The organism is Nonomuraea sp. NPDC050022, assembly GCF_044460705.1.
Classification (GTDB): Bacteria; Actinomycetota; Actinomycetes; order Streptosporangiales; family Streptosporangiaceae; genus Nonomuraea.
On the sequence record NZ_JBITKE010000007.1, the window covers coordinates 144245 to 164403 of the forward strand.

A 20159-nucleotide genomic window follows, 5' to 3' on the forward strand; every position below is an offset into this window, starting at 1 on the left:
CTCCTGGCCGCAGCCGGCTGACAAGCGGCGTTGAACCCGCCCATCGGCGGGTTTCAGGTCAGCGCAGCCCCGCGAACAGGTCGTCCTCCTGGTCCGGTGCCGCCGTCACGCGATTGACGATCCGGGTGAACGCCTCGCTGGAGAACGCCGCCTGCTGGGCCTCTTCGGGCATCTGGAACAGGAAGATGTTGTCGCCCTGGCTCGCGTGCGCTCGCAGTGCCTTGAGCTTGCGTTCGACGTAGGGGGCGACGTCGACGACGGCGGTCACGAGCTCGTCGGGGGTGCCGAAGTCGTCGGAGGGCTCGAAGTCGCCCAGGTCGATGCCGCTGCTGCGGACGAGCTCGAACATGCGCTTCATCGCCGAGCGGGGGAGGGCCGTGTAGTAGAGCTTGTCGGCGACGCCGGTCGCCTCGACGGCCGCGACCGTGATGCGATGGGCCTGGACGTGGTCGGGGTGGTTGTAGCCACTGCCGCCGGTCTCGTCATAGGTGACCACGACCTGCGGGCGATACTGCTTTATCAGCTCGCCGAGCCGGCCGGCGGCCAGGTCGACGGGCACGTTGGCGAAGGCGTCGGGGTGAGCGTTGGTGTCCCAGCCGTCCATGCCGGAGTCGCGGTAGCCGAGCAGCTCCAGGTGGTCGATGCCCAGGTGACCCACCGACTCGCGCAGCTCCGCCAGTCGCCGCTCGGCCACCTCTTCGGCGACGTGGCCGGGGTCGCCGGGCTTGACGCCGCCGGGCCCGTCGCCCTGCTCGCCGTTGGTGCAGGTGACCAGGACCGTGCGGATGCCCTCGTCGGCATAACGAGCGAAGACGCCGCCAGTGCTCAGGCATTCGTCGTCGGGGTGGGCGTGCACGGCCATCAGGGTGAGTTGCCGATCCATGGTGGAGACCCTACTGCGCGGAGCCGACAGTTCCGCACAAGGCGGACAGCGGTGCTCGGTCAGGTGCGGTGGGTCAGTTCGTCGGCTCGGAGGCGGGCCGTCGCGGCCGCCGCGCGGTCGCCGAGCGCATCGGCGAGGGCACCCTGCTTGAGCCAGTTGAACGGGCTGCACGGCCGCACGCTGATCCGCTCGCTGACCAGGACCCGCGCCAGATCCCGGCGCCCGCCGCGCAGTGCCGCCTCCAGGAGCGTCTTCTGTACGGCGTCCCGCTGCGCGTGGCTGCCGCCGAACTCGTTGACCCGATGCCTGATCGGATAGAGCAGGTCCACGACCGCGTCGTGGTCGCCCCGGCCGAAGGCGACCAGCGACCGGCAGACCGGCAGGCCGACGCGGGCGGTCATGGCGTGGTTGGTGATGTTCGGGTGGGATTCGGACAGGTAGGTCTCCCGGCTCGCGATGAGCCTCTCGGCCTCCGCGACCCGGCCCGCGCCCACGTACGACATGACGGCGTGCATGTCGTTGAAGGCGTAGAACGGCTCGGCCACCTTGGCGGGCCACGCGTCGGCCAGCGCCCGCCAGCGTTCGTGCTGGCCGGAGCCCTCCAGGAGCAGCCGCCACAGCAGCGCGGCGGCGTCGAGCAGTTCCATCGAGCCCTGACCGCCCGCCAGCGCCGCGTCGTAGATGGCCAGAGCCCGGCCGGTGTCGCCGGCCTCCAGCGCGTAGAGGGCGTAGTGCCACCAGGTGTGCACGTTGAAGAACGTGCCGGTCGACCAGTCGCCGAGCCGGGCGTCGAGATAGCGGATGCCGTCGCCGAACCGGCCCTGCATCTCGTAGGTGTGCACGACCGCGTGGATGCCCCAGACGTCGCGCGCGTTCAGCTCGACCGCCCGCAGCCCCACATCCTCCGACCGGTCGTAGTGCCCCGCCTCCTCCAGGCCGAACGCGTACATCCCGAGCACATGACCGTAGTGCCGGTCGTCCTCGTGCCAGGCGTTGAGCGCGCCGCCGATCCTGTCGCGCAGCGAGCGGGCGTCGCCGGTGAAGAAGTCGACCTGGTGCCCCGCCGCCAGCGCCAGGGCGTCGCGGGGGTACTGCTCGGTGATCGCGCCGAGGAGCCTGCCGCAGGTCAGGAAGTCGCCGTCGAGCAGCGCCTGGACGGCCTCGACGTGCGCGCGTTCGCGGGGCAGGAGCGCGGCGGCGTCGCCGCGGCCGCGCCAGGCGGCGAAGCGCTGCCTGGCGGTACGCGCGTCCTCCACCTCCGTGGTCAGCAGCCCGAGGTACGCGGTCAGGACCTGCCCCATCGGGAAGTCGGGCGCCTCGGCCAGGGCGGCGGCGGCCTCGATGTCGACCTCGGCGCGGAAGTGCAGCAGCTCGTCGATCGCCCGGTTGTAGTGGCGGGCGGCGGCACCGCCCGCGCCGCTCATCGCCAGCCCGTGCTGGTCGTCGGTCACCCGGCCACTATAAAAGGCGGCCGGTCGGCAGGAGCTGGGCGGCGCGCGGCGCGGTCTTGCAGTACGGCCGGTCGGCAGGAGCTTGGTGGCGCGCGGCGCGGTCCTGCTGTACGGCCGGTCGGCAGAAGCCGGAGCGACGCGGCACGGCCCTGCGTGTTGGGCCGGTTGGCAGAAGTCGGCGCGGCGCGGCGCGGCCCTGTGCCAGTCTGGTCAGCAGGAGGCGCGGCCCCTGTGTCAGCGGCCGGTCGGCAGGAGCCGGGGCGGCGTGCGCCTCCGATCCGTCAGTGGCCTCGTCGGCGCCGCCCCTCGGCGCGTGTCGGCGGCGAGCCGGTGCCGCGCTCGGCGCGCGTCGGGACCGTTGGCGGCCCCTCCGGCTGCGGGCGTGTAAGCCGTTTTGTCGGGGGAAGCGCCTGGTCGTGGAAGCTCCATTACCAATGGCCGCGGACCCCGGTCATCAGGGCGGTTAGAAAAGGTTTTTCGGCCGGTCCGCTAAATGGCCGGCGGGGTCGGGATTCAAGATTGTAACGAGGGCCTGGAGCGATATGTCGGGCAATGGCGGGGGCGTTAGGGTGCAATCCCTGTCTATTTCGTGGTGAGGTGGAGGAGGGCCGGTGGTGTACCGCGCGCGTGGCCGCCATGCGTCATCCGGCCAGGCCAAAGCCGCCTCACCCGCGTCGCCGGAGGGGCCGTGGCTGCCCGCCGGCAGCGCCATCCATCTCGCCGGCCTGAACATCATCGGCGGCCTGCTCTACGTGGGCTCCGAGCTGCCGTCCGCGTCCGGAATGTCGGTGGAGCCGTCGCTGATCGACCCTGAACTGCCGGTGGACATGACGCAGCCGGACTGGGACGGTCAGGGGCTCGACCGCTGGCCCAGCTACGCCGCCCTCCCGCCGCCCTCCCGGGCCGCCTATCTGAGCTGGCTCGCCGACGGGCGATGCTATTCGCGGACACCCCTCGGCTACGTTTTCCTCTATTTCTACGGCCTCGAACGTCGCGTGCTACACGACCTGCATCTGGACCGCTCCACGGCCCAGGAGGAGCTGCCGGTCATCCACGAGGAGGTGCGCCGCCTTCTCGGCGTCTATTCCCGGCACGACGCCTTCCAGCGGCACGCGGGGCCGTTCGCGGAGCTGCTGGCCGCTCTGTGCGAGCCCGAGGTGACCGGCGCCGCGTTCGCGATGCGGGCCCGGCTGGGGGAGCTGGCCGCGCGGGGCGAACCGGTGCCCGCCGACTGGGCGCTGGCCTGGCTGCGCGGCCACCCGGCCTACCGGCCGGGCGCGCCGGCGACGCGATGTCCGGCGGAGTTCGGGGCGCTGTTCCAGCGGCGGTACGCGGCACGTCACGGTGAAGGGCTCGTCGTCCGGCCCGGATCCAAAGAGCTGGCCTTCGAGTATCGGCCCGCGAGCTCCGGGTTCGCCGGGGCCCCGCCGGTGCTGCCCGGCGTACCCGATGTGCTGACGCTCGCCGCGCCCACCCGGCAGCTGTTCGCGCTGGCCGAGGAGTGCTGCTCCGAGCTGGAGGCGTACAGCCGCTTCCTGGGCCGGCTGCCCGGCGCGAAGCAGAGCGTACGGGCCCAGGCGCTGCTGCCCGCGGAGCTGCTCGACCTGGGCTCCGGCGGTGCCGGGCGGGCGGTGCGGTGGGCGCTGGGCGGGCTCGCGGGGCAGGAGACCGCGCTCGTGCCCGCCGAGGAGTTCGTCGCCCTGCTGTCCACGCCCGAGCCCGCCAGGAAGGACGTCATCGCGCTGGCCCAGATCCTCGGGCGGGCCGGGGTGGGGATCGAGCCGGACCCGCGTCTGGGCGGTCCGGTGCCGGGCGCTGGGGTGATGGCCTTGTTCGCGGCGCCGGGCGGGCCGACGGCGGCGGCGTCCGAGGTGTACCGGGCGGCCACCGTACTGCTGCACCTGGCCGCCGTCGCTAGAGCTCCGGGCGAGGACGCGCTGAATCCGCCGGATCACGCGAGGGACCAGGCACGTCAGGTCGCGTACCGTCGGCTGAGCGAGCATCTCGAGCGGGTGCTGAGCCTCACGTCCGGTGAGCGGGCCCGGCTGCGTGCGCATATGGAGTGGGTGCTCGCGGCGGATGTGCCGCTGGCTGGTCTGGCCGCTCGCGTCCAGGAGATCGACCGGTCCGAGCGTGGCTATGTGGCGGAGTTCCTGAGGGACGTGACCGGCGCCAACGGGCACTTCACACCGGCCGAGGCCGAACTGCTCACCAGGATCCACTGGCTGCTGGGGCTGGATCGGGATCCCGAGCCCGCCGGGCGTGCGGGGGGCTCCCCATATGTCGCGGTGCGGCATGCGCCGATCCAGCTGGCGTACTTCCCGCACGCGCCCGCCCAGCAGGTGCCCCCGCCACGCGGCGACATGCCCTATCTGTCCGGCCCCGACATGCCTTACCCGTCCGGTTTCCACATGCCCGTACGGCAGGTCGTTCCGGGAGCGCCCGTCTTCGGGGTGCCCGTCCTCAGCGCCCCGACGGTGTCCAACGGGCGCGCCGTCGCCCGGCTCGTCGAGACGGCCAGGGTGGGCACGCTGCTCGATTCACTGCTCGCCGGTGATGAGCCGCCCCCCACAGCCGCCCCGCCTCCTCCGGTGCCCCCGGTCGCGGGGCTGGACAGCCGCCACTCCGGCCTGGTCCGCGCCCTGGCCGCCGTCGATCAGTCGCAACTCACCCGGGGTCAGTTCGAGATGCTCGCCGACGCCTGGAAACTGCTGCCGGAGGGCGCGATGGACCGCGTCAACGAGGCCGCCTACGAGAGCGCGGGCGATCCGCTGCTCGACGGAGACGACCCGATCCTGATCGACCGGCTACTGCTGGGGGAGATGCTGAAGTGACCGTTCGGGCCCGCGAACGCGACGCCCTCCTCAAGGCGCTGCGGGCAGGGGTGGTCCCGCTGATCGGGCAGCGCCACATCCAGGCCGGTCGTACCGCCGAGCTGGCGGTTCTGACCGGCGACATCGAACGGGTCGTGGTCGGCGGCTCGGCCGTCCGGCTCGTCATCGGCGAGCACGGGGCGGGCAAGACGTTCCTGCTGCACCTGGCGCGCTCGGTGGCGTTGGACAAGCGGTTGGTCACCCTGCACGCCGACATCACCGCCGACCATCGGCTGCACTCGGAGGAGGGCCAGGCCCGCGCCCTCTACACCGAGCTGGCCCGCAGCATGGCCACCCGCGCCCGACCCACCGGCGGCGCGCTGGCCGCCGTCGTCGAACGCTTCCTGTCCACCGTGCTCGACGAGGCCCGCCAGGCGGGCACCGACCCCGGCGAGGCGATCAGGGAACGCCTGGCCCATCTGGAGGCGCGTCCGGGCGGCCACGACTTCGCCCAGGTCGTCGGGGCGTACTGGCGCGGCCACGACACGGGCGACGAGCACCTCAAGTCGGCCGCGCTGCGCTGGCTGCGCGCGGAGTACCCGACCGCGGCGGAGGCCAGGTCGGCGCTCGGCGTGCGGTCGATCATCGGCGACTCGACCGTGCTCGACCATCTCGCGCTGATGAGCCGGTTCGTCCGGCTGGCCGGGTACGGCGGGGTGATGGTCTTCCTGGACGAGCTGGTCAACCTGTTCAGGCTCGCCTCTCCGCAGGCCCGCGACGCCAACTACGAGCAGATTCTGAGCATCGTCATCGGGGGAGTGCCGCATCTGGGGTTCGTGTTCGGGGGCACTCCCGAGTTCCTCATGGACGGGCACAGCGGGCTTTTCAGCCACGTGCCGCTGCGCCGGCGGCTGGGCGCGCGCGCCTTCGCCGAGCCCGGGCTGATGGATCACGCCGGGCCGGTGAACAGCGGTGGGCCGGTGCTCCGGCTGGCGGCGCTGACGGCCGAGGAGCTGTACGTGGCGCTGGCCAAGATCCGGTTCGTCTACGCCTCCGGCGAGGACGGGCGGTACCTCGTGGACGACGACGCGCTGGTGGCCTTCATGCACCACTGCTTCGGGCGGGTGGGGGAGTGGTACTGCCGGATGCCCCGGGCGACGTTCAAGGCGTTCTGCGATCTGCTGGCCGTACTGGAGCAGGATTCCGGCGCGAGCTGGCGGCGGCTCCTGCCGGGGGTGGACCTGTCGGCCGAGGAGGAGGACGACCGCCCGGTGTGACGGCGGCTCGGTGTTCTCGTCGGTGGGTTCTGTCAGGGGGATCGGGCAGACTCGTCGTCCATGACGAGGAATGACGACGGGGCGGCGCACGATGGCGACGCGGGTGTGCCGGGGTCGCTGGCCGGGGTGCTCGGCGACGTGGCGGCCGAGCGGGCGGCGCAGGACGCCAAGTGGGGCATGCAGGCCGTACCCGACGGCACCGGGGCCGAGGGCGCGGTGGCCGAGGCCGACCGGGCGCGGCGGGAGACGGAGGAGGCGGCCCGGCGCGGGGAGCTGACCTGGCGGCACATCCTGCGCGAGGAAGTTCTGGAGGTGTTCGCCGAATCGGACCCCGAGGCGCTGCGCACCGAGCTGATCCAGGTGGCCGCGGTCGCCGTCAAATGGGCCCAGGCACTCGACCGACGCCCCGAGGACACCGGCAAGCCACCGTCAGGCCCCGGCGAGACGGTCCCGAAGGGCGTTGAGGAGGCGGTCGGGGAGGCGCGTCCTGAGCGGTTCCGGGCCATCGTCGACGTGCACGTGATGCTCGTCCGTGACGGCACGGTGCTCCTCGGCAAACGGGCCGGCACCGGCTACGGCGACGGCCAATGGCACCTGCCCTCGGGGCACCTGGAGCCCGGTGAGTCAGTGGTCGGCGCGGCCGTCAGGGAGGCCCGCGAGGAGGTCGGCGTCACCATCCGGCCGGAGGACCTGGAGTTCGCCCACGTCATGCACCGCGCCCCCGACCGCGTCGGCCTGTTCTTCGTCGCCAGGAAGTGGACCGGCGAGCCCTACAACGCCGAGCCGCACAAGTGCTCCGCGCTCGCTTGGCGGCCACTCGGTCAGCTGCCCGACGACACGATCGGCTACCCGGCCGAGGCCATCGCCAGGGTGCTGGAGGAGGAGCCGTTCGCGCTGTACGGATGGCCCGCGGAGCAGCGTTTGACATCATCGTGACGCCCCGCAAGGGAGGTGTCACATGTTCCGCAGCTCGTCCCACTGCCGCCGCGCGCCCGCCAGCCAGGTGCCGTGCAGGTCGTTGAAGACGTTGGCCGCGCGCACCCCGATCCAGTTCGGCGGCGACAGCTCCAGGGGCAGGCGCGGGTCGAGCATCGGGAAGCGCCGCCACTCGTGTACGAGCCGGACCTGCGCCAGCAGCACCGGATCGCCCGGCTCGGGCCGCATGCCGGCGAATTCCTGGATGAACCCCTGATAGTGCGCCGCCAGCTCCCCCAGATGCCAGGCCTGCTCCACCAGCGTCCGTTCGGAGCCGATCCCCGCGTAGGGCCCGTTGAAGGAGAACACCGCCACCTCCAGCCCCAGCCCCTCGACGACCTGCTTGGCCTCGGCCTCGCGGGTGGTGTGCGGGCTGACCCACACCCCGGGCACGGGACTGCCGAAGCCCGCCCACGTCAGACCGGTACGCAGCCGGTGGCGTAGCTCGCGCCTGGACTCCGGCACGCTCGCGATCAGCACCACCCAGCGGCCGTCCCACGGCTCGCGGTCGCGGCCGAACGCGTAGATCCGCTCGGCCCCCTCCGTCAGCAGTTCGCGGCCGCGCCGCGTCAGCGACCATCGCACCCGCCGCCCGGACCGCGCCGATACGATCCACCCGTCGGCGGCCATCCGCGCCAGTGCCTGCCTGGCCGACTTCTCCTCCACCCCGAGCCCGCCCATCACGTGCAGCAGCGCCGACGTCCACGCCGGCTCATCGGAGGGCAGCACATGCTCGCCCAGCACCGTCAGCAGCATCGATCTCGCGCTCGACTGATGGTGGCGGGGCAGCCTGGCCATTTATCCTCCTTTGGAGGCGGGAGTCTGATTCAATGCTACAAGTAGTTGACGATGCATCAATTCTGTATAGAAGATTCTCGTACGGCGTGTCTCCCTCCCTGTAAGGACGACCATGTCATCGGAGTCGTTCAACGCCAGTCTCTATCTCGTGGATCGTCAGGTCGAAGCCGGTCGCGGTGCGCACACCGCGGTCGCGGGCTCGGCCGGCACACTCACATACTCCCAGCTCGCGGCCCATGTCGGTGAGCTCTCCTCCGGGCTGCGGGTGGTCGGCGTCCGGCCCGAGGAACGCGTGGCGCTCGTCATGTCCGACCGCCCCGAGACGCTCGTCACCATCCTGGCCGTCATGCGCATGGGCGGCGTCGCGGTGCCGCTGTCCACCATGTACAACGGCGTGGAGCTCGGCGCCCTGATCCGCGACTCGCGGGCCCGCGTGGTGGTGGCGACGCCCGAGTACGAGCCGGCGGTCAGGGTGGCGCTGGCCAACGCGCCCGAGGTCGCCCTGCTCGTCCTGACCGGCAACGTGGGCCAGCGGGCGGCCGACGTCGTCCCGGCCTCCGACGCGGACGTCGGCGTCCCGGTGTGCTCGCTGGCGGACGTGGTGGACGCCGGCCGTTCGGTGGGCGAGCCGTACCAGACCTGGACGGACTCGCCGGCGCTGTGGCTCTACACCTCGGGTACGACCGGCGCGCCGAAGGCGGCCATGCACCGGCACGGCGCCATCAGGGACGTCTGCGAGACCTACGGCCGGCAGGTCCTGGGCATCACGCCGGAGGACCGGTGCTTCTCGGTCGCCCGGCTGTTCTTCGCCTATGGCATCGGCAACTCGCTGTTCTTCCCGCTGTCGGTGGGCGCGACGACGGTGCTCGACCCCTTCAGGCCCACGCCGCCGGGGGTGGTGGCGCGGGTGGTGGCCGAGCGGCCGACGCTGTTCTTCGCCGGGCCGACGTTCTACGCGGGCCTGCTCGCCTCCGACGCGCCTGACGACACCTTCTCCTCGGTACGACTGGCGGCCTCGGCGGGAGAGGCGCTGCCGGTGGAGATCTACCGGCGTTTCACCGAGAGGTTCGGCGTCGACATCATCGACGGCATCGGCTCGACCGAGGCCCTGCACATCTTCATCTCCAACCGTCCAGGCCAGGTCAAGCCAGGCACCTCGGGCACCGTCGTACCCGGCTATGAGTGCAAGCTGCTCGACGACGCCGGCAGTCCGGTGGCCGACGGACAGCCGGGCCACCTGTACGTACGCGGCGACTCCATCGCTACCGGCTACTGGTGCCGGACCGACACCACCCGGCAGGTGTTCCAAGGGGAGTGGTTACGCACCGGCGACACCTACGTACGCGACGCCGACGGCGTCTACCAGTGCCTCGGCCGCTCGAACGACATGATCAAGGCGAGTGGCATCTGGGTGTCGCCGATGGAGGTCGAGTCCCGGTTGCTGCAGCACGAGTCGGTCGGCGAGGCCGCGGTCGTCGCCGTCACCGACGCGAACGGGCTGGAGAAGCCGGTCGCCTGCGTGGTGGCCGCCGCCGGGAAGACGGTGGACGCGGCGGAGCTCATCGCCTTCTGCCGCGACGGCCTGGCCTCCTTCAAACGGCCGCGCGAGGTGCTGGTGCTGGAGGAACTCCCCAAGACCGCCACCGGCAAGATCCAGCGCGTGGTCATCCGGCAGATCGCCGCCGACCGGCTCGGCAAATAGGCAAATAGCCGCTCCGGCCTGGGACAGCGCCGCTCAGACCGGGCTCCGTAGCCGGTCACGCCCGTGCCGGCCCCGGATGTCAGAACGCGTCACGCAGCTCCCTCTTCAGCACCTTGCCGCTGGCGTTCTTGGGCAGCGACTCCACGAACACCACCGTCTTCGGCGTCTTGAAGGCCGCCAGCCGTACCCGCAGGAAGGAGATCAGCTCGTCGGCGGTCAGGCCGGCGCCCTCGCGCAGCACGACGGCGGCCGTCACCGCCTCGATCCACCGAGGGTCGGCCACCCCGAACACCGCCGCCTCCGCGACGGCCGGGTGCTGGTAGATCGCCTCCTCGACCTCCCGGCTGGCCACGTTCTCGCCGCCGGACTTGATCATGTCCTTCTTGCGGTCCACGACCGACAGGTAGCCGTCGGCGTCCAGTACGCCCAGGTCGCCGCTGTGGAACCAGCCGCCGCGGAACGCCTCGGCGGTCTTGTCCGGGTCGTTCCAGTAGCCGAGCATGGCGTGCGGGCCGCGGTGCACGATCTCGCCGACCACACCGGGCGGCACCGGCTCGTCGTTGTCGTCGACGATCCTGGTCTCGACGTTCAGCGCGGGACGGCCCGCCGAGCCGAGCCTGGTCAGCTGCTCGTCCGGGCCCAGGATGGTGGCCACGGGCGCCATCTCGGTCTGGCCGTAGAAGTTGAACAGCCGCACCCCCGGCAGCCGCGCGGCGATCTCCTTCAGCACCTCGACCGGCATGATCGACGCGCCGTAGTAGCCCTTGCGCAGTGACGACAGGTCGCGGCGGTCGAAGTCGGGGTGGCGCAGCAGGCCGATCCAGACGGTCGGCGGGCAGAACAGCTTGGTGGCGCCCTCCGCCTCGATCGCCGCCAGGATGGCCGCAGGATCGGCGCCGGGCAGGATCACGTTGGTGGCGCCGAGATAGAGGCCGGGCGTGAGAAAGCAGTGCAGCTGCGCGCAGTGGTAGAGCGGCAGCGCGTGCACCTCCACGTCGGCGGGGCTCATCTCGCCGTCGATCACGCACGAGGTGTACTGGGCGATCAGGCCGAGGCTGGACAGAGTGGCGCCCTTGGGCCTGGACTCGGTGCCGCTGGTGTACATGAGCTGGATCGGGTCGTCGTCGGCGATCTCCACCAGGGGCTCGGTGTCGTCGTCGTGCGCCAGCCAGTTCGTGACCGGCTCCCACCCTTCGGCGTGCCCGATCACCCCGCGCACCGCGACGCCGTCGGAGACGGCCCGCTCGGCCACGGGCAGCAGCGCCTCCTCCACCAGCAGGCCCGTCGCCCCCGCGTGCCGCAGGATGTAGGAGACCTCATCGGCGCCCAGCATGAAGTTGATCGGCACGGAGATCGCGCCCAGCCGGGCCAGCGCGAAGTACGCCACCACGAAGACGTCGTTGTTATGGCTGAACAGGGCGAACCTGTCGCCCTTGCTCACGCCCCGGGCGGCCAGCGCGTTGGCCATGCGGTTCACCGCCCGGTCCAGCTCGGCGTAGGTCCACCGCGCCTGGCCGTACACGATCGCGGTCTTGGCGGGGAACCGCGCGGCCGAGCGCCGCAGCAGGTCGCCGATGGCATGCTGGCGAGTCGTCATGAGCACATCCTCATCTCCACCGGACCAAGAACCGAACCATGTTCGGCGATCCTAACCCGCGGTGGGAACACGAAAGCGCCCGCCGCGAGACGCGGCGGGCGCTCTCAGGTCATACCCTCACTTTCCGCCGGGCTGGACGACGCCGTTGACCTTGAGCGTGTACGGCGCGTACTGGCCCACCTGCTCCGTCGAGTCGTCGTAGGCCACGACCGCGACCACCGTCGGGAACGGCAGCATCGTGGCCAGCTGCAGCCGGTTGAGGCTGACGCTGTTCTTGCCGTTGGACTCCAGCTGCAGCGCCACCGAGTGCTTCTCGTCGAGGCCGATCAGCCGGACGTTCCAGTTCTCGACCGGAGTCGGGAAGACCTCGGTCGGCGAGTCGAACGGGTCGAGCGACGAGCCGTCGCTGACCGCCGTGGCGCCGACCGTGATGTCGTCGATCTTCCAGCCGCCCTCGTTGACCCCGCCGTCGCTGACGTAGCGGAAGCCGAGGAGGATCTCCTTGCCGGAGTAGGCCGACAGGCTGTAGGTGTGCGGCTCGAAACCGGTCGTGGTGCCGTTGACGCCTGGGCCGAGCGGGCCCGTGACCGTCTTGTCACCGGGGATCGAGGTGTAGGTCTTGCCGCCGTCGGTGGAGACGATCACGTAACCGTAGTCGAATCCCTGCTCCGCCCCGTACTTGGCGAGGAAGCGCAGTGTCGGGTCGGCGGCCGGGACGGTCACCTTGGTGACGGCGGCGGCGTTGGTGTTGCTGGCGTTGCCGGAGAACAGCACCGGGTTGCCCGCGCGGTCCGGGTCGTCGGAGACGACGGTCCAGGTCAGCGGCTGGGCGGGCAGGTTCTTGGCGCCCTCGAACGACAGCGAGCGCAGGTCCGCCCCACGCAGGAACTTGCCGTCCGCCTTCTGCAGCGGCACGTAGTCGGCGCCGTTGGGGGCGGCGCCGGCGGTCTTGTAGGTGGCCGGGTTCGCCAGGTTGACGGTGGCGTTCAGGCTGGCGGTCGTCACGCGCTTCTTGGGCACGCCGAGCATGACGCCCTTGGTGCCGCCGACGATCCGGTCCACCAGGGTGGAGGTCTGGAAGTCGTGGATCACCTGGTACATGTTCTTGGCGCCCGCCGCCGCCAGGTTCGCCTTCAGGCTCGCCAGGCCCTGCAGCGTGCCGTCACGGTGCAGCCCCGACATGAACGCCGTGCCGTATCTGTCGTACAGGAACACCATCAACGAGTAGGCGTTGCCGTAGTCGGCCAGCACGCCGTTGGCGTTGGCGCCCTCACCCCAGATGTTGAGCGAGTTCTCCGGGCCGCCGCAGTCGCGCGGGTTGGTGTTGTACGGCGTCTGGACGATGCCGAAGCCCTGGAAGCAGTAGATGTGGGTGTCGGTGCCGCGCTCGTTGACGGTCGCCTTGGGGTTGGAGTAACCGACCAGCGACATCGCGAAGTCCGACAGGCCCTCGTTCATCCAGGTGGTTTCGAGCGGGTCGGTGTAGTAGTGCGCCAGGTGCTGCCACTCGTGCGCGAACGTGCCCTCGTACTGGCGTGGCCGGGCCGGGCGTGAGGTGCACAGGTCGGCGGTCGGCTCGTCGGGCGGGTTCGCGCCGGTGCGGTGCGCCCAGTCGAAGGCGTCGATCGTCATCACGTTGCGGTCCAGCAGCTCGTTGAACTGGCTGGAGAAGAAGCCCGCGATGTACGTCGGAGCGGCGGGGAAGCTGTAGTAGTTGTCGTCCCTGACGTTGTCGACCAGGGTGACGGTCTTGTTGCCGCCGCCGGTGTAGACGCCACCGTTGCCGTTGGCGTCGGGGCCGAGGACGGCGTTGGTGCCGTCGCGGTCCGGCGGCGTGCTGAAGGTGGCGGTCTCCTTCGGGTACATGTTGGTGTCGAACTGGGTGACCAGGTCCGCCACCTGCGCGTCGGTGACCTGCGTGGAGTTGGCGATCTGCGCCCGGCAGTCACCGGCGGGGAAGGACAGGTCGTTGGCGACCCAGACCTCGATGTTGTTGCCGACCCCGCGCAGCGTGTAGTCCTTGCGGTAGAGCGTGCCGTTGAAGTCGTCCAGTCCGAGCCACTGCCGGACCGTGCCGACCGGCGGGGTGTCGGCGGCGGCCTTCGTCTTGGCCCGCGCCTTGGCCTCGTACTTGGCGGGCACGTCCACGGGCTTGCCGTCGAGCTTGAAGTCCTTACGGGAGAGCTCTCGGATGTCGCTGGCCGGCGGAGCCTTCGGGTCGGCCTGCGCCGGTATGGCGGACAAAAACGGTAATGCCATGATTAAGGCCGCGATTCCGATGAATCGGGTGCGCCCCATGAAGCCCCCTTGGAGTGGTCAGCGAGGGTGACAAAATGTGACTATCTGACCAAGGGATGGGCGCGCAAGTAAGTCAATTGCCAAAAAGCTTTATCGAATTCGTACTCGCTCGGCTATCCGAGCCAGCCGCTGGTAGGAATCGAGCCTCCGGTCCAGGTCAAAGCTGTTCATGGTCACCAGGACCTCGTCCGCGCCGGTCAGCTCGACCAGCGCGCCGAGTTCGATCTCGACCTCGTGCGCGGTGCCGTGGATCTGCCCCTTGCGGGACTCCTCGAACAGCGCCCGCTCCCGCTCGGTCATCTCCGCCGCCAGCACCCGCTCGGCCGGGGACAGCGGAGGGAAGGCGCCACTCGTGCGCGAGCGCGCGGTCGCCCACGCCTCCGGCACCTGCAGCAGCTCCGCCTCGCGGCCCGTCTCACCGACCGCGACGTTCGCCGCCACGATGACATACGGCCTGGCCGCCCAGGCCGAGGGGCGGAACCCGGTGCGGTAGCGCGAGGTCGCCTCCCGCAGCCGGGCCCCGCCGCCGCCGATCACCATCGGCAGCCCATGTTCGGCGGCGATGTCCGCCCCTGAGCCCATGGCCAGTACGAACACCTGCGGCCGCAGCCCTTCGGCGGGCAGCGCGTGCACACCGGGATGCCCCCGCTGGTCCCCGGTGAAATAGCCGAGCAGTTCTTCCAGCTGCCCGCCGAAGTCGTCGGCGTCCTCCTTGCCATGGCCGAGCGCCCGGCGAATGCCGCCGGTGAAGCCCACCGAGCGGCCGAGCCCCATGTCGACGCGGCCCGGGTTCAGCGCCTCCAGCACCCCGAACTGCTCGGCCACCACCAGCGGCCGGTGGTTGGGCAGCATCACGCCACCCGTGCCCACCCGGATCCGGTCGGTGGCCGCGGCGACGGCGGCGGCCAGCACGGTCGGCGCCGAGCCGGCCACCCCCGGCACGCTGTGGTGCTCCGAGACCCAGAACCGGTGGTAGCCGAGCTCCTCCGCCTGCCGGGCGAACCTGACGGTGTCGCGCAGCGCCGTCGCCGGGTCGTGCCCCTCGCGGACGAGGGAGCGATCGAGGATCGAAAGCTTCATCACGTATGTCGGTAACAGAACCGGGGCGTGACTACTTCCGGTAGACGCCGAACGACCAGCGGACCGGGCGGTTGGTGCCGCTGCCCAGCATCGTCCAGGTGACCTTGACGGTGGTCGTCCGGTCCGTGGGGTTGGCGAAGTCGCTCACCGCCGAGGGGAATGCGCTGCCCTCCCACGAGCAGGAGCGACTGCCGAATTGCTGCCGGCCGTCCACCTCGAAGCTGAACAGCAGGCGCCCGGCCAGGTCTCCGGTACACACGGCGGCGAAGCCGGCCTTGCCTCGCACCTTGAACGTGGCGGAGCTCTCCTGCGGCCAGACGCCGGTCTTCCTCTCCGCGAGCTGTGCCTTCCCCACGTGGTCCGGCAGGTCTTTGAACGGCGGTGGCTCAACCGGCCGCGCGGGTGGCGTCCACTCGTACACGGCCAGCGACCAGGCGCCGGGGACGGTCTTCGGCTGCACACACTTGCCGTTTCGCGACGTACAGTCCCAGTCGATCGCATCGAACGTGACCGTGAGCTTCGTGCCGCTCGTGGAGCCGGGCACCGGTAGCGGCTGCAGTTCCATGCGCTTCGAGCACCTGGTGAAGATTGCGGATGCGGGCCCGTGGGCACTCGTTGACACCCTGACCCCGCCCTTGTTCGGCCCCGCGCAGACCGCTGCGACGTCGAGCGGCTTGCCGGAGACCGGGATCGTCACCGAGACCTTGGTCGGCCCGGTCCTCTTGATCGACGTGATGGCGATCCGCCGGTACTTCGTGCCGTCCGAGGCGGTGAACTGCTCCGGCAGCAAGCCCGTCAGCCCCGTGGGGGTGGCGGTGGCCTCGGCGGCGGGCCCGCGCCGCGTCTCCGCCGACCCGGGGAGAAGCCCGGGGAGAAGGGAGACGCCCAGCGCGACGGCCGCCGCCACCGCGACCACCCCGCCGCCGCCCAGCATCCGCCTGCGCAGGCGGATCCGCCGGATGCGGGCCGCTATCTCTTCGTGCCGGGCCAGGTTGGCGGGGGATGGACCGTCACCGTGCTCGCGCAGGACGTCCCGCAGGTCATGAACGGTCATCGGTGCAGCTCCTTCACGATCGTCTCGTCCACTCGCAATTTGGCCAGCGCCTTGGCACTCTGGCTCTTGACCGTGCCGGGCTCGCAGCCCAGTAGCCGGGCCACCTCCGTCACCGGCAGGTCCTCGTAGAAGCGCAGCACCACCACCGCCCGCTGCCTGGCGGGAAGCCGGCCGACGGCCCGCCACAGCGCGTCGCGGTCGTCGGAGACCGGATCGCTTGCCGGGGTGTCCGGCAGATCGTCGCTCGGCAGCTCACGTCGCCATCTCCTGCGCCACCACGAGGTGTAGGTGGTCACCAGGACCTTGCGCACGTACGCCTCTGGCTCCTCCACACGGGCCCAGGCGAACCACGCCTTGGCCAGCGACTCCTGGAGCAGGTCTTCCGCGCTCGCCCAGTCGTGGGTCAGCAGGTACGCCGTGCGTAACAGCCGATCCGATCGAGTGACCACGAAGTCCTGATATATCCCCCGGTCCGCCACGTACCGCCTCCTGTCGTCGCCTGTCGTCGCCTGTCGACGGTAGGGACGCATCGAGTGCGGACCTAGGTTGCCCCGTCCACTTGGCGGCTGAGCGTGAAGGGGACCAGCTCGCCCAGCCCTCGTACGGACAGGCGTCTGACCGGGCGCAGCTCGAAGGCCCGGTCGCCCTCCAGCTCCTCGGCCATCTCCGGGCCCGCCAGGATCGTGTCCGGATAGGCCAGCGCGGTCAGCCTGCTGGCCAGGTTGACGGGGGTGCCGAACACGTCGCCCATCCGGCCGAGCACCGGCCCCACGGCCAGCCCCACGCGCAGCTGCGGCATGCCCTTGTCCTTGGCGTGGGTCTCGATCAGGCGCAGGCCGATCTCCGCCGCCTCGTGCGCCTTCCCGGACACGAACAGCACCGAGTCGCCCAGCGTCTTGACGATGCGCCCGCCGCCCGAGGTCACCACGTCGGCCGAGCGGCCCTCGAACCTGTCGACCAGCCCGGCCAGCTCCGTCTCGGTGATCTGCCTGCTCAGCCTGGTGAACCCGACCAGGTCGGCGAACCCCACCGTCAGCCGGGCCGCGCTCGTCTCCTGCTCGGCCAGCCGGTGGGCGGAGGCGGCCAGGTTGCGCCGCCACGCGTAGACCAGCAGCCGGGCCAGGTCGGGCATCACCCGATCCGCCCGCCTGCGCCACGCCCGCGGCCGCTCGCTCAGCGGCACGCCCGCCTGGTCGAGCGCGTCGGCGCCCAGCTCGGCCTGCGACTCGGCCAGCCGCGCCGTCGCCCGGCCCAGGGACCTGGCCATCAGGAGTACGTGCTCCTCGTCGTAGACCCCGTCGCTCACCATGCCGAGCAGCGTCCGCAGGGCCGCCACGTCGGAGTCGGTGAACTCGACGGCGTCGTCGGCGACGTTCGCGAAACCCAAGGCGCGCCAGAACCTGCGGGCGCGATAGACCGGGACACCGGCCATGTCGGCGACCTGGTGGCTGGTGTAACGACGGGGCTCGCGAAGGAACGCCTCCGTCAGTCCGTCGGGATCCTCGCGCGCCACGACCGCAACATAACACCTGGCTACTCCAGTAGCGCCGGGCGGAGCACCCATGAAGGCCCCTTGACCCGAGCCGCCGCGGACTGGCAATCTGCGTAGCCTACTGGTCCGACCAGTGCACTAGCCGACAGGTAGAGCGTCGCGGTCATGAACGGCGGCTCGATCGTGCAGACCGGGCCCGTGGAGGAGGTCCGCGCCGCCGCACGCTTGCACGCGGACGTTGCCGCAGGCCGTACCGACATTGGAGGGATTGCTGTGATCGAGGTGGATGAGGTCGGGGTCGTGGAGTTCACCCAGGCGCTGGTCCGCATCCCGAGCACCAACGACCCGGCGCGCGGCCGCGACGAGCGGCCCGCCGCCGAGCTGGTCGCCGCCAAGATGCGCGAGTGGGGATGGGAGCCGGTCGTGGACGAGGCCGCGCCCGGCCGGCCCAACGTCGTGGCCGTGGTCGAGGGCGGCGGGGGTGACGGGCCGACGCTGATGTTCGAGGGGCACACCGACGTGGTCACCGAGGGCGACCTGTCGACGTGGACCGTGGACCCGTTCGGCGGGGAGATCCGCGACGGGCGGTTGTGGGGGCGCGGCAGCGCGGACATGAAGTCGGGCCTGGCCGCCACCCTCTACGCCACCCGTGCCCTGCAGCTGGCCGGGCCGTTCCCCGGGCGGATCAAGGTGTGCGCGCTGGCCGACGAGGAGGGCCTGATGCTCGGCGCCCACCACTTCGTCGCCTCCGGCCTGGCGGCCGACGTGGACGGGACCATCGTGGCCGAACCTGAGGCCGGGGAGATCTGCGCGGTCGCCAAGGGCGCGCTGCGGCTGCGGGTCGACTTCACCGGCAAGATGGCGCACGGCGCGATGCCGCAGCACGGCCGCAACCCCGTCCAGGCGGTCGGGGCGCTGCTGGTGGCGCTGCGCGCGCTGGAGACGGAGCTGCAGGGGCTGCACCCCGCGCACGAGCACCTCGGCGAGGTGTACGTGACGCCGACCGTAGTGCGGGCCGGGACCGAGGAGCAGGTGAACGTCATTCCCGCGACCGCGTCGGTCTTCATCGACGTGCGGACGATCCCCGGCGTGGAGCACAAGCCGGTGGCCGAGCGGGTGGCCGCGCTGGCGGCCTTCGAGGGGATCGCGGCGGAGGTGTCCATCCTGGTGGACCGGCCGCCGGTGGACGTGCCCGTCTCCGACCCCGTGGTGGTCGCTTTGGCCGCCGCGCACCAGCACGTGACGGGCGCCGCGCCCGTTTACGGCGGCGTGCCCGGATCCACGGACGGCACCGTGCTGACGCATTGGGGCGGGATCCCGTCGGTCGTGTACGGGCCGGGCGGCAAGTGGATCGCGCATCAGGCGGACGAGTACGTGGAGGTGGCGGAGATCGTGCGATGCACCCGAGTGTTCGCCGAGGCGGCCTGGCGCTTCCTGACCCGGTCCGCGTCGTGACGGCCGGGGGAGAGCCGGTCCGTGGTGAGACGGGCGGGTCAGGCCCGATTCGCGTGGCTGCCGGAGCTCAGCCGCGCGTTGTCGTGACGGCCGGGGCGACGAACTCGCTGGTGGACGTCGCCGGGCTGCGGGTCGGGCACGCGCAGCGGGTGGGCGATGGTTACCGCACGGGGACCACCGTCGTGCTCGCGCCGCCCGGCGGCATGGTGGCCGGGGTGGACGTGCGGGGAGCCGCGCCGGGCACCCGGGAGACCGAGCTCCTCGACCCGCGCAACCTGGTGGAGCGGGTGCACGCCATCGTCCTGACGGGCGGCAGCGCGTACGGGCTCAGCGCCGCCTGCGGGGTCATGGACCGGCTGGCGGACGCGGGGATCGGCTTCCCGGTGGAGGGCGGAGTGGTGCCGATCGTGCCCGCCGCCGTCATCTACGACCTGGGCCGTGGCGGCGCGTTCCGAGCCGTACCGGACGGCTCGCTGGGCGCCGAGGCGTACGACGCCGCCGCCCACTCCCACGGCCCGGACCCATGGACGTGCGGGTCGGTCGGGGCGGGCACCGGCGCCGTGGCGGGCGGGCTGGCCGGCGGCATCGGTACGGCCAGCGTCGTCCTGCCCTCCGGGGTCACCGTGGCCGCGCTGGCGGTCGTCAACGCCGTCGGGTCCGTGCTGGACCCCACCGGCGGACGGCTGTCCGGGACCCGCTACGGACTGCCTGGCGAGTTCGACCACCTCCGCGAGCCCGGTGAGGACGAGGTGGCGGCCTGGCCGGGCGCCACGGTGACGTCGTTCAACACGACGATCGGCGTGGTGGCCACCGATCTGACGCTCACCAAGGCGCAGTGCGGCAAACTGGCCGGCGTGGCGCACGACGGGCTGGCCCGGGCGATCAGACCCGCCCACACCATGGTCGACGGCGACACCATCTTCGGCCTGTCCACCTGCGCCCTCCCCTTCCCCTTCCTCGGGCCTACGGCGCCGGACAACCCGGAACCCGGCACGGTGGGCCTCGGAGGCGCTGCTGGGAGCACCGTGGGCTTCGAGGGTGCGGCCGGGAGCAGCCGGGGCCTTGAAGGCGCTGCCGGGAGCGCCCAGGGTTTTGACGGCGCCGCCGGGCCGGCGCCTGTTGGTGCCGGGAGGAACGCGCCTGGTGCCGCTGGGCTGCATGACGTGCTCGCCGCCGGGGCCGATGTCTTCAGCCGGGCCGTGGCGCACGCCATGCTCGCCGCCACCGGCCGCGACGGCGCGCCCGCGTATCGAGACGTGTTTCCAAGCGCTTGGGGGAAGTAGC

15 protein-coding genes are annotated in these 20159 nt (G+C 71.5%); 6 read left to right on the forward strand and 9 right to left on the reverse strand.

Going from position 1 to position 20159, the window contains the following annotated elements:
• Positions 1-58: 58 nt before the first annotated feature.
• Together ACIBO2_RS29800 and ACIBO2_RS29805 are read right to left on the reverse strand one after the other, a co-directional pair.
• The gene (locus ACIBO2_RS29800) at positions 59-883 is read right to left on the reverse strand and encodes a PIG-L family deacetylase (protein ID WP_358542321.1); all 825 of its coding nucleotides are present in this window, start codon (positions 881-883) and stop codon (positions 59-61) included.
• 59 nt (positions 884-942) lie between these two features.
• Positions 943-2334 carry a tetratricopeptide repeat protein gene (locus tag ACIBO2_RS29805; RefSeq protein WP_397301046.1) on the reverse strand — a complete coding sequence of 464 codons (1392 nt, stop codon included), beginning with the start codon at positions 2332-2334 and terminating at the stop codon, positions 943-945.
• Positions 2335-2945: 611 nt separating this feature from the next.
• Here ACIBO2_RS29805 and ACIBO2_RS29810 point away from each other — a divergent pair.
• Genes ACIBO2_RS29810 through ACIBO2_RS29820 form a run of 3 tightly spaced genes read left to right on the forward strand, consistent with a single transcriptional unit; the run spans position 2946 to position 7360 of the window.
• Positions 2946-5168: a TerB N-terminal domain-containing protein gene (locus ACIBO2_RS29810; RefSeq protein ID WP_397301049.1), complete on the forward strand. Its 2223-nt coding sequence runs from the start codon at positions 2946-2948 to the stop codon at positions 5166-5168.
• A complete protein-coding gene (locus ACIBO2_RS29815; protein WP_358542329.1) occupies positions 5165-6424 on the forward strand; it encodes an ATP-binding protein in 1260 nt (419 codons plus the stop codon). Before ACIBO2_RS29810 ends, ACIBO2_RS29815 begins: the two co-directional genes overlap by 4 nt.
• Before the next feature lie 60 nt (positions 6425-6484).
• Positions 6485-7360 (forward strand): NUDIX domain-containing protein, encoded by an 876-nt coding sequence (locus ACIBO2_RS29820; RefSeq protein WP_358542332.1) that lies wholly within the window; start codon positions 6485-6487, stop codon positions 7358-7360.
• 18 nt (positions 7361-7378) lie between these two features.
• On the opposite strand, the gene ACIBO2_RS29825 is transcribed toward ACIBO2_RS29820, so the two are convergent.
• A complete protein-coding gene (locus tag ACIBO2_RS29825) occupies positions 7379-8197 on the reverse strand; it encodes a PaaX family transcriptional regulator C-terminal domain-containing protein (protein WP_358542335.1) in 819 nt (272 codons plus the stop codon).
• Positions 8198-8309: 112 nt separating this feature from the next.
• On the opposite strand from ACIBO2_RS29825, the gene ACIBO2_RS29830 reads away from it, so the two are divergent.
• Positions 8310-9899, forward strand: a complete 1590-nt coding sequence (locus tag ACIBO2_RS29830) for a benzoate-CoA ligase family protein (RefSeq protein ID WP_397301053.1) — start codon at positions 8310-8312, stop codon at positions 9897-9899.
• A gap of 79 nt (positions 9900-9978) precedes the next feature.
• Here the strand turns inward: ACIBO2_RS29830 and ACIBO2_RS29835 are convergent, their stop codons facing one another.
• The 6 genes from ACIBO2_RS29835 to ACIBO2_RS29860 all read right to left on the reverse strand — a co-directional run bounded on the left by ACIBO2_RS29835 (position 9979) and on the right by ACIBO2_RS29860 (position 17441).
• Positions 9979-11496, reverse strand: coding sequence for an acyl-CoA synthetase (locus ACIBO2_RS29835; protein ID WP_358542340.1), 1518 nt, complete (start codon positions 11494-11496; stop codon positions 9979-9981).
• Between the two features lie 117 nt (positions 11497-11613).
• Positions 11614-13755, reverse strand: a complete 2142-nt coding sequence (locus ACIBO2_RS29840) for a choice-of-anchor J domain-containing protein (protein WP_397301057.1) — start codon at positions 13753-13755, stop codon at positions 11614-11616.
• Between the two features lie 129 nt (positions 13756-13884).
• Positions 13885-14874, reverse strand: coding sequence for an LLM class flavin-dependent oxidoreductase (locus ACIBO2_RS29845; protein WP_358542346.1), 990 nt, complete (start codon positions 14872-14874; stop codon positions 13885-13887).
• A gap of 31 nt (positions 14875-14905) precedes the next feature.
• Positions 14906-15928, reverse strand: a complete 1023-nt coding sequence (locus ACIBO2_RS29850) for a hypothetical protein (RefSeq protein WP_397301059.1) — start codon at positions 15926-15928, stop codon at positions 14906-14908.
• Positions 15925-16458 carry a SigE family RNA polymerase sigma factor gene (locus tag ACIBO2_RS29855; protein ID WP_397301062.1) on the reverse strand — a complete coding sequence of 178 codons (534 nt, stop codon included), beginning with the start codon at positions 16456-16458 and terminating at the stop codon, positions 15925-15927. Before ACIBO2_RS29855 ends, ACIBO2_RS29850 begins: the two co-directional genes overlap by 4 nt.
• A gap of 11 nt (positions 16459-16469) precedes the next feature.
• The gene (locus ACIBO2_RS29860) at positions 16470-17441 is read right to left on the reverse strand and encodes an adenylate/guanylate cyclase domain-containing protein (protein ID WP_358542355.1); all 972 of its coding nucleotides are present in this window, start codon (positions 17439-17441) and stop codon (positions 16470-16472) included.
• Between the two features lie 252 nt (positions 17442-17693).
• Here ACIBO2_RS29860 and ACIBO2_RS29865 point away from each other — a divergent pair, with 252 nt between their 5' ends.
• Together ACIBO2_RS29865 and ACIBO2_RS29870 are read left to right on the forward strand one after the other, a co-directional pair.
• Positions 17694-18875, forward strand: a complete 1182-nt coding sequence (locus tag ACIBO2_RS29865) for a M20 family metallopeptidase (RefSeq protein ID WP_397301065.1) — start codon at positions 17694-17696, stop codon at positions 18873-18875.
• Positions 18876-18928: 53 nt separating this feature from the next.
• Positions 18929-20158: a P1 family peptidase gene (locus ACIBO2_RS29870; RefSeq protein WP_358542360.1), complete on the forward strand. Its 1230-nt coding sequence runs from the start codon at positions 18929-18931 to the stop codon at positions 20156-20158.
• Position 20159: the final 1 nt, after the last annotated feature.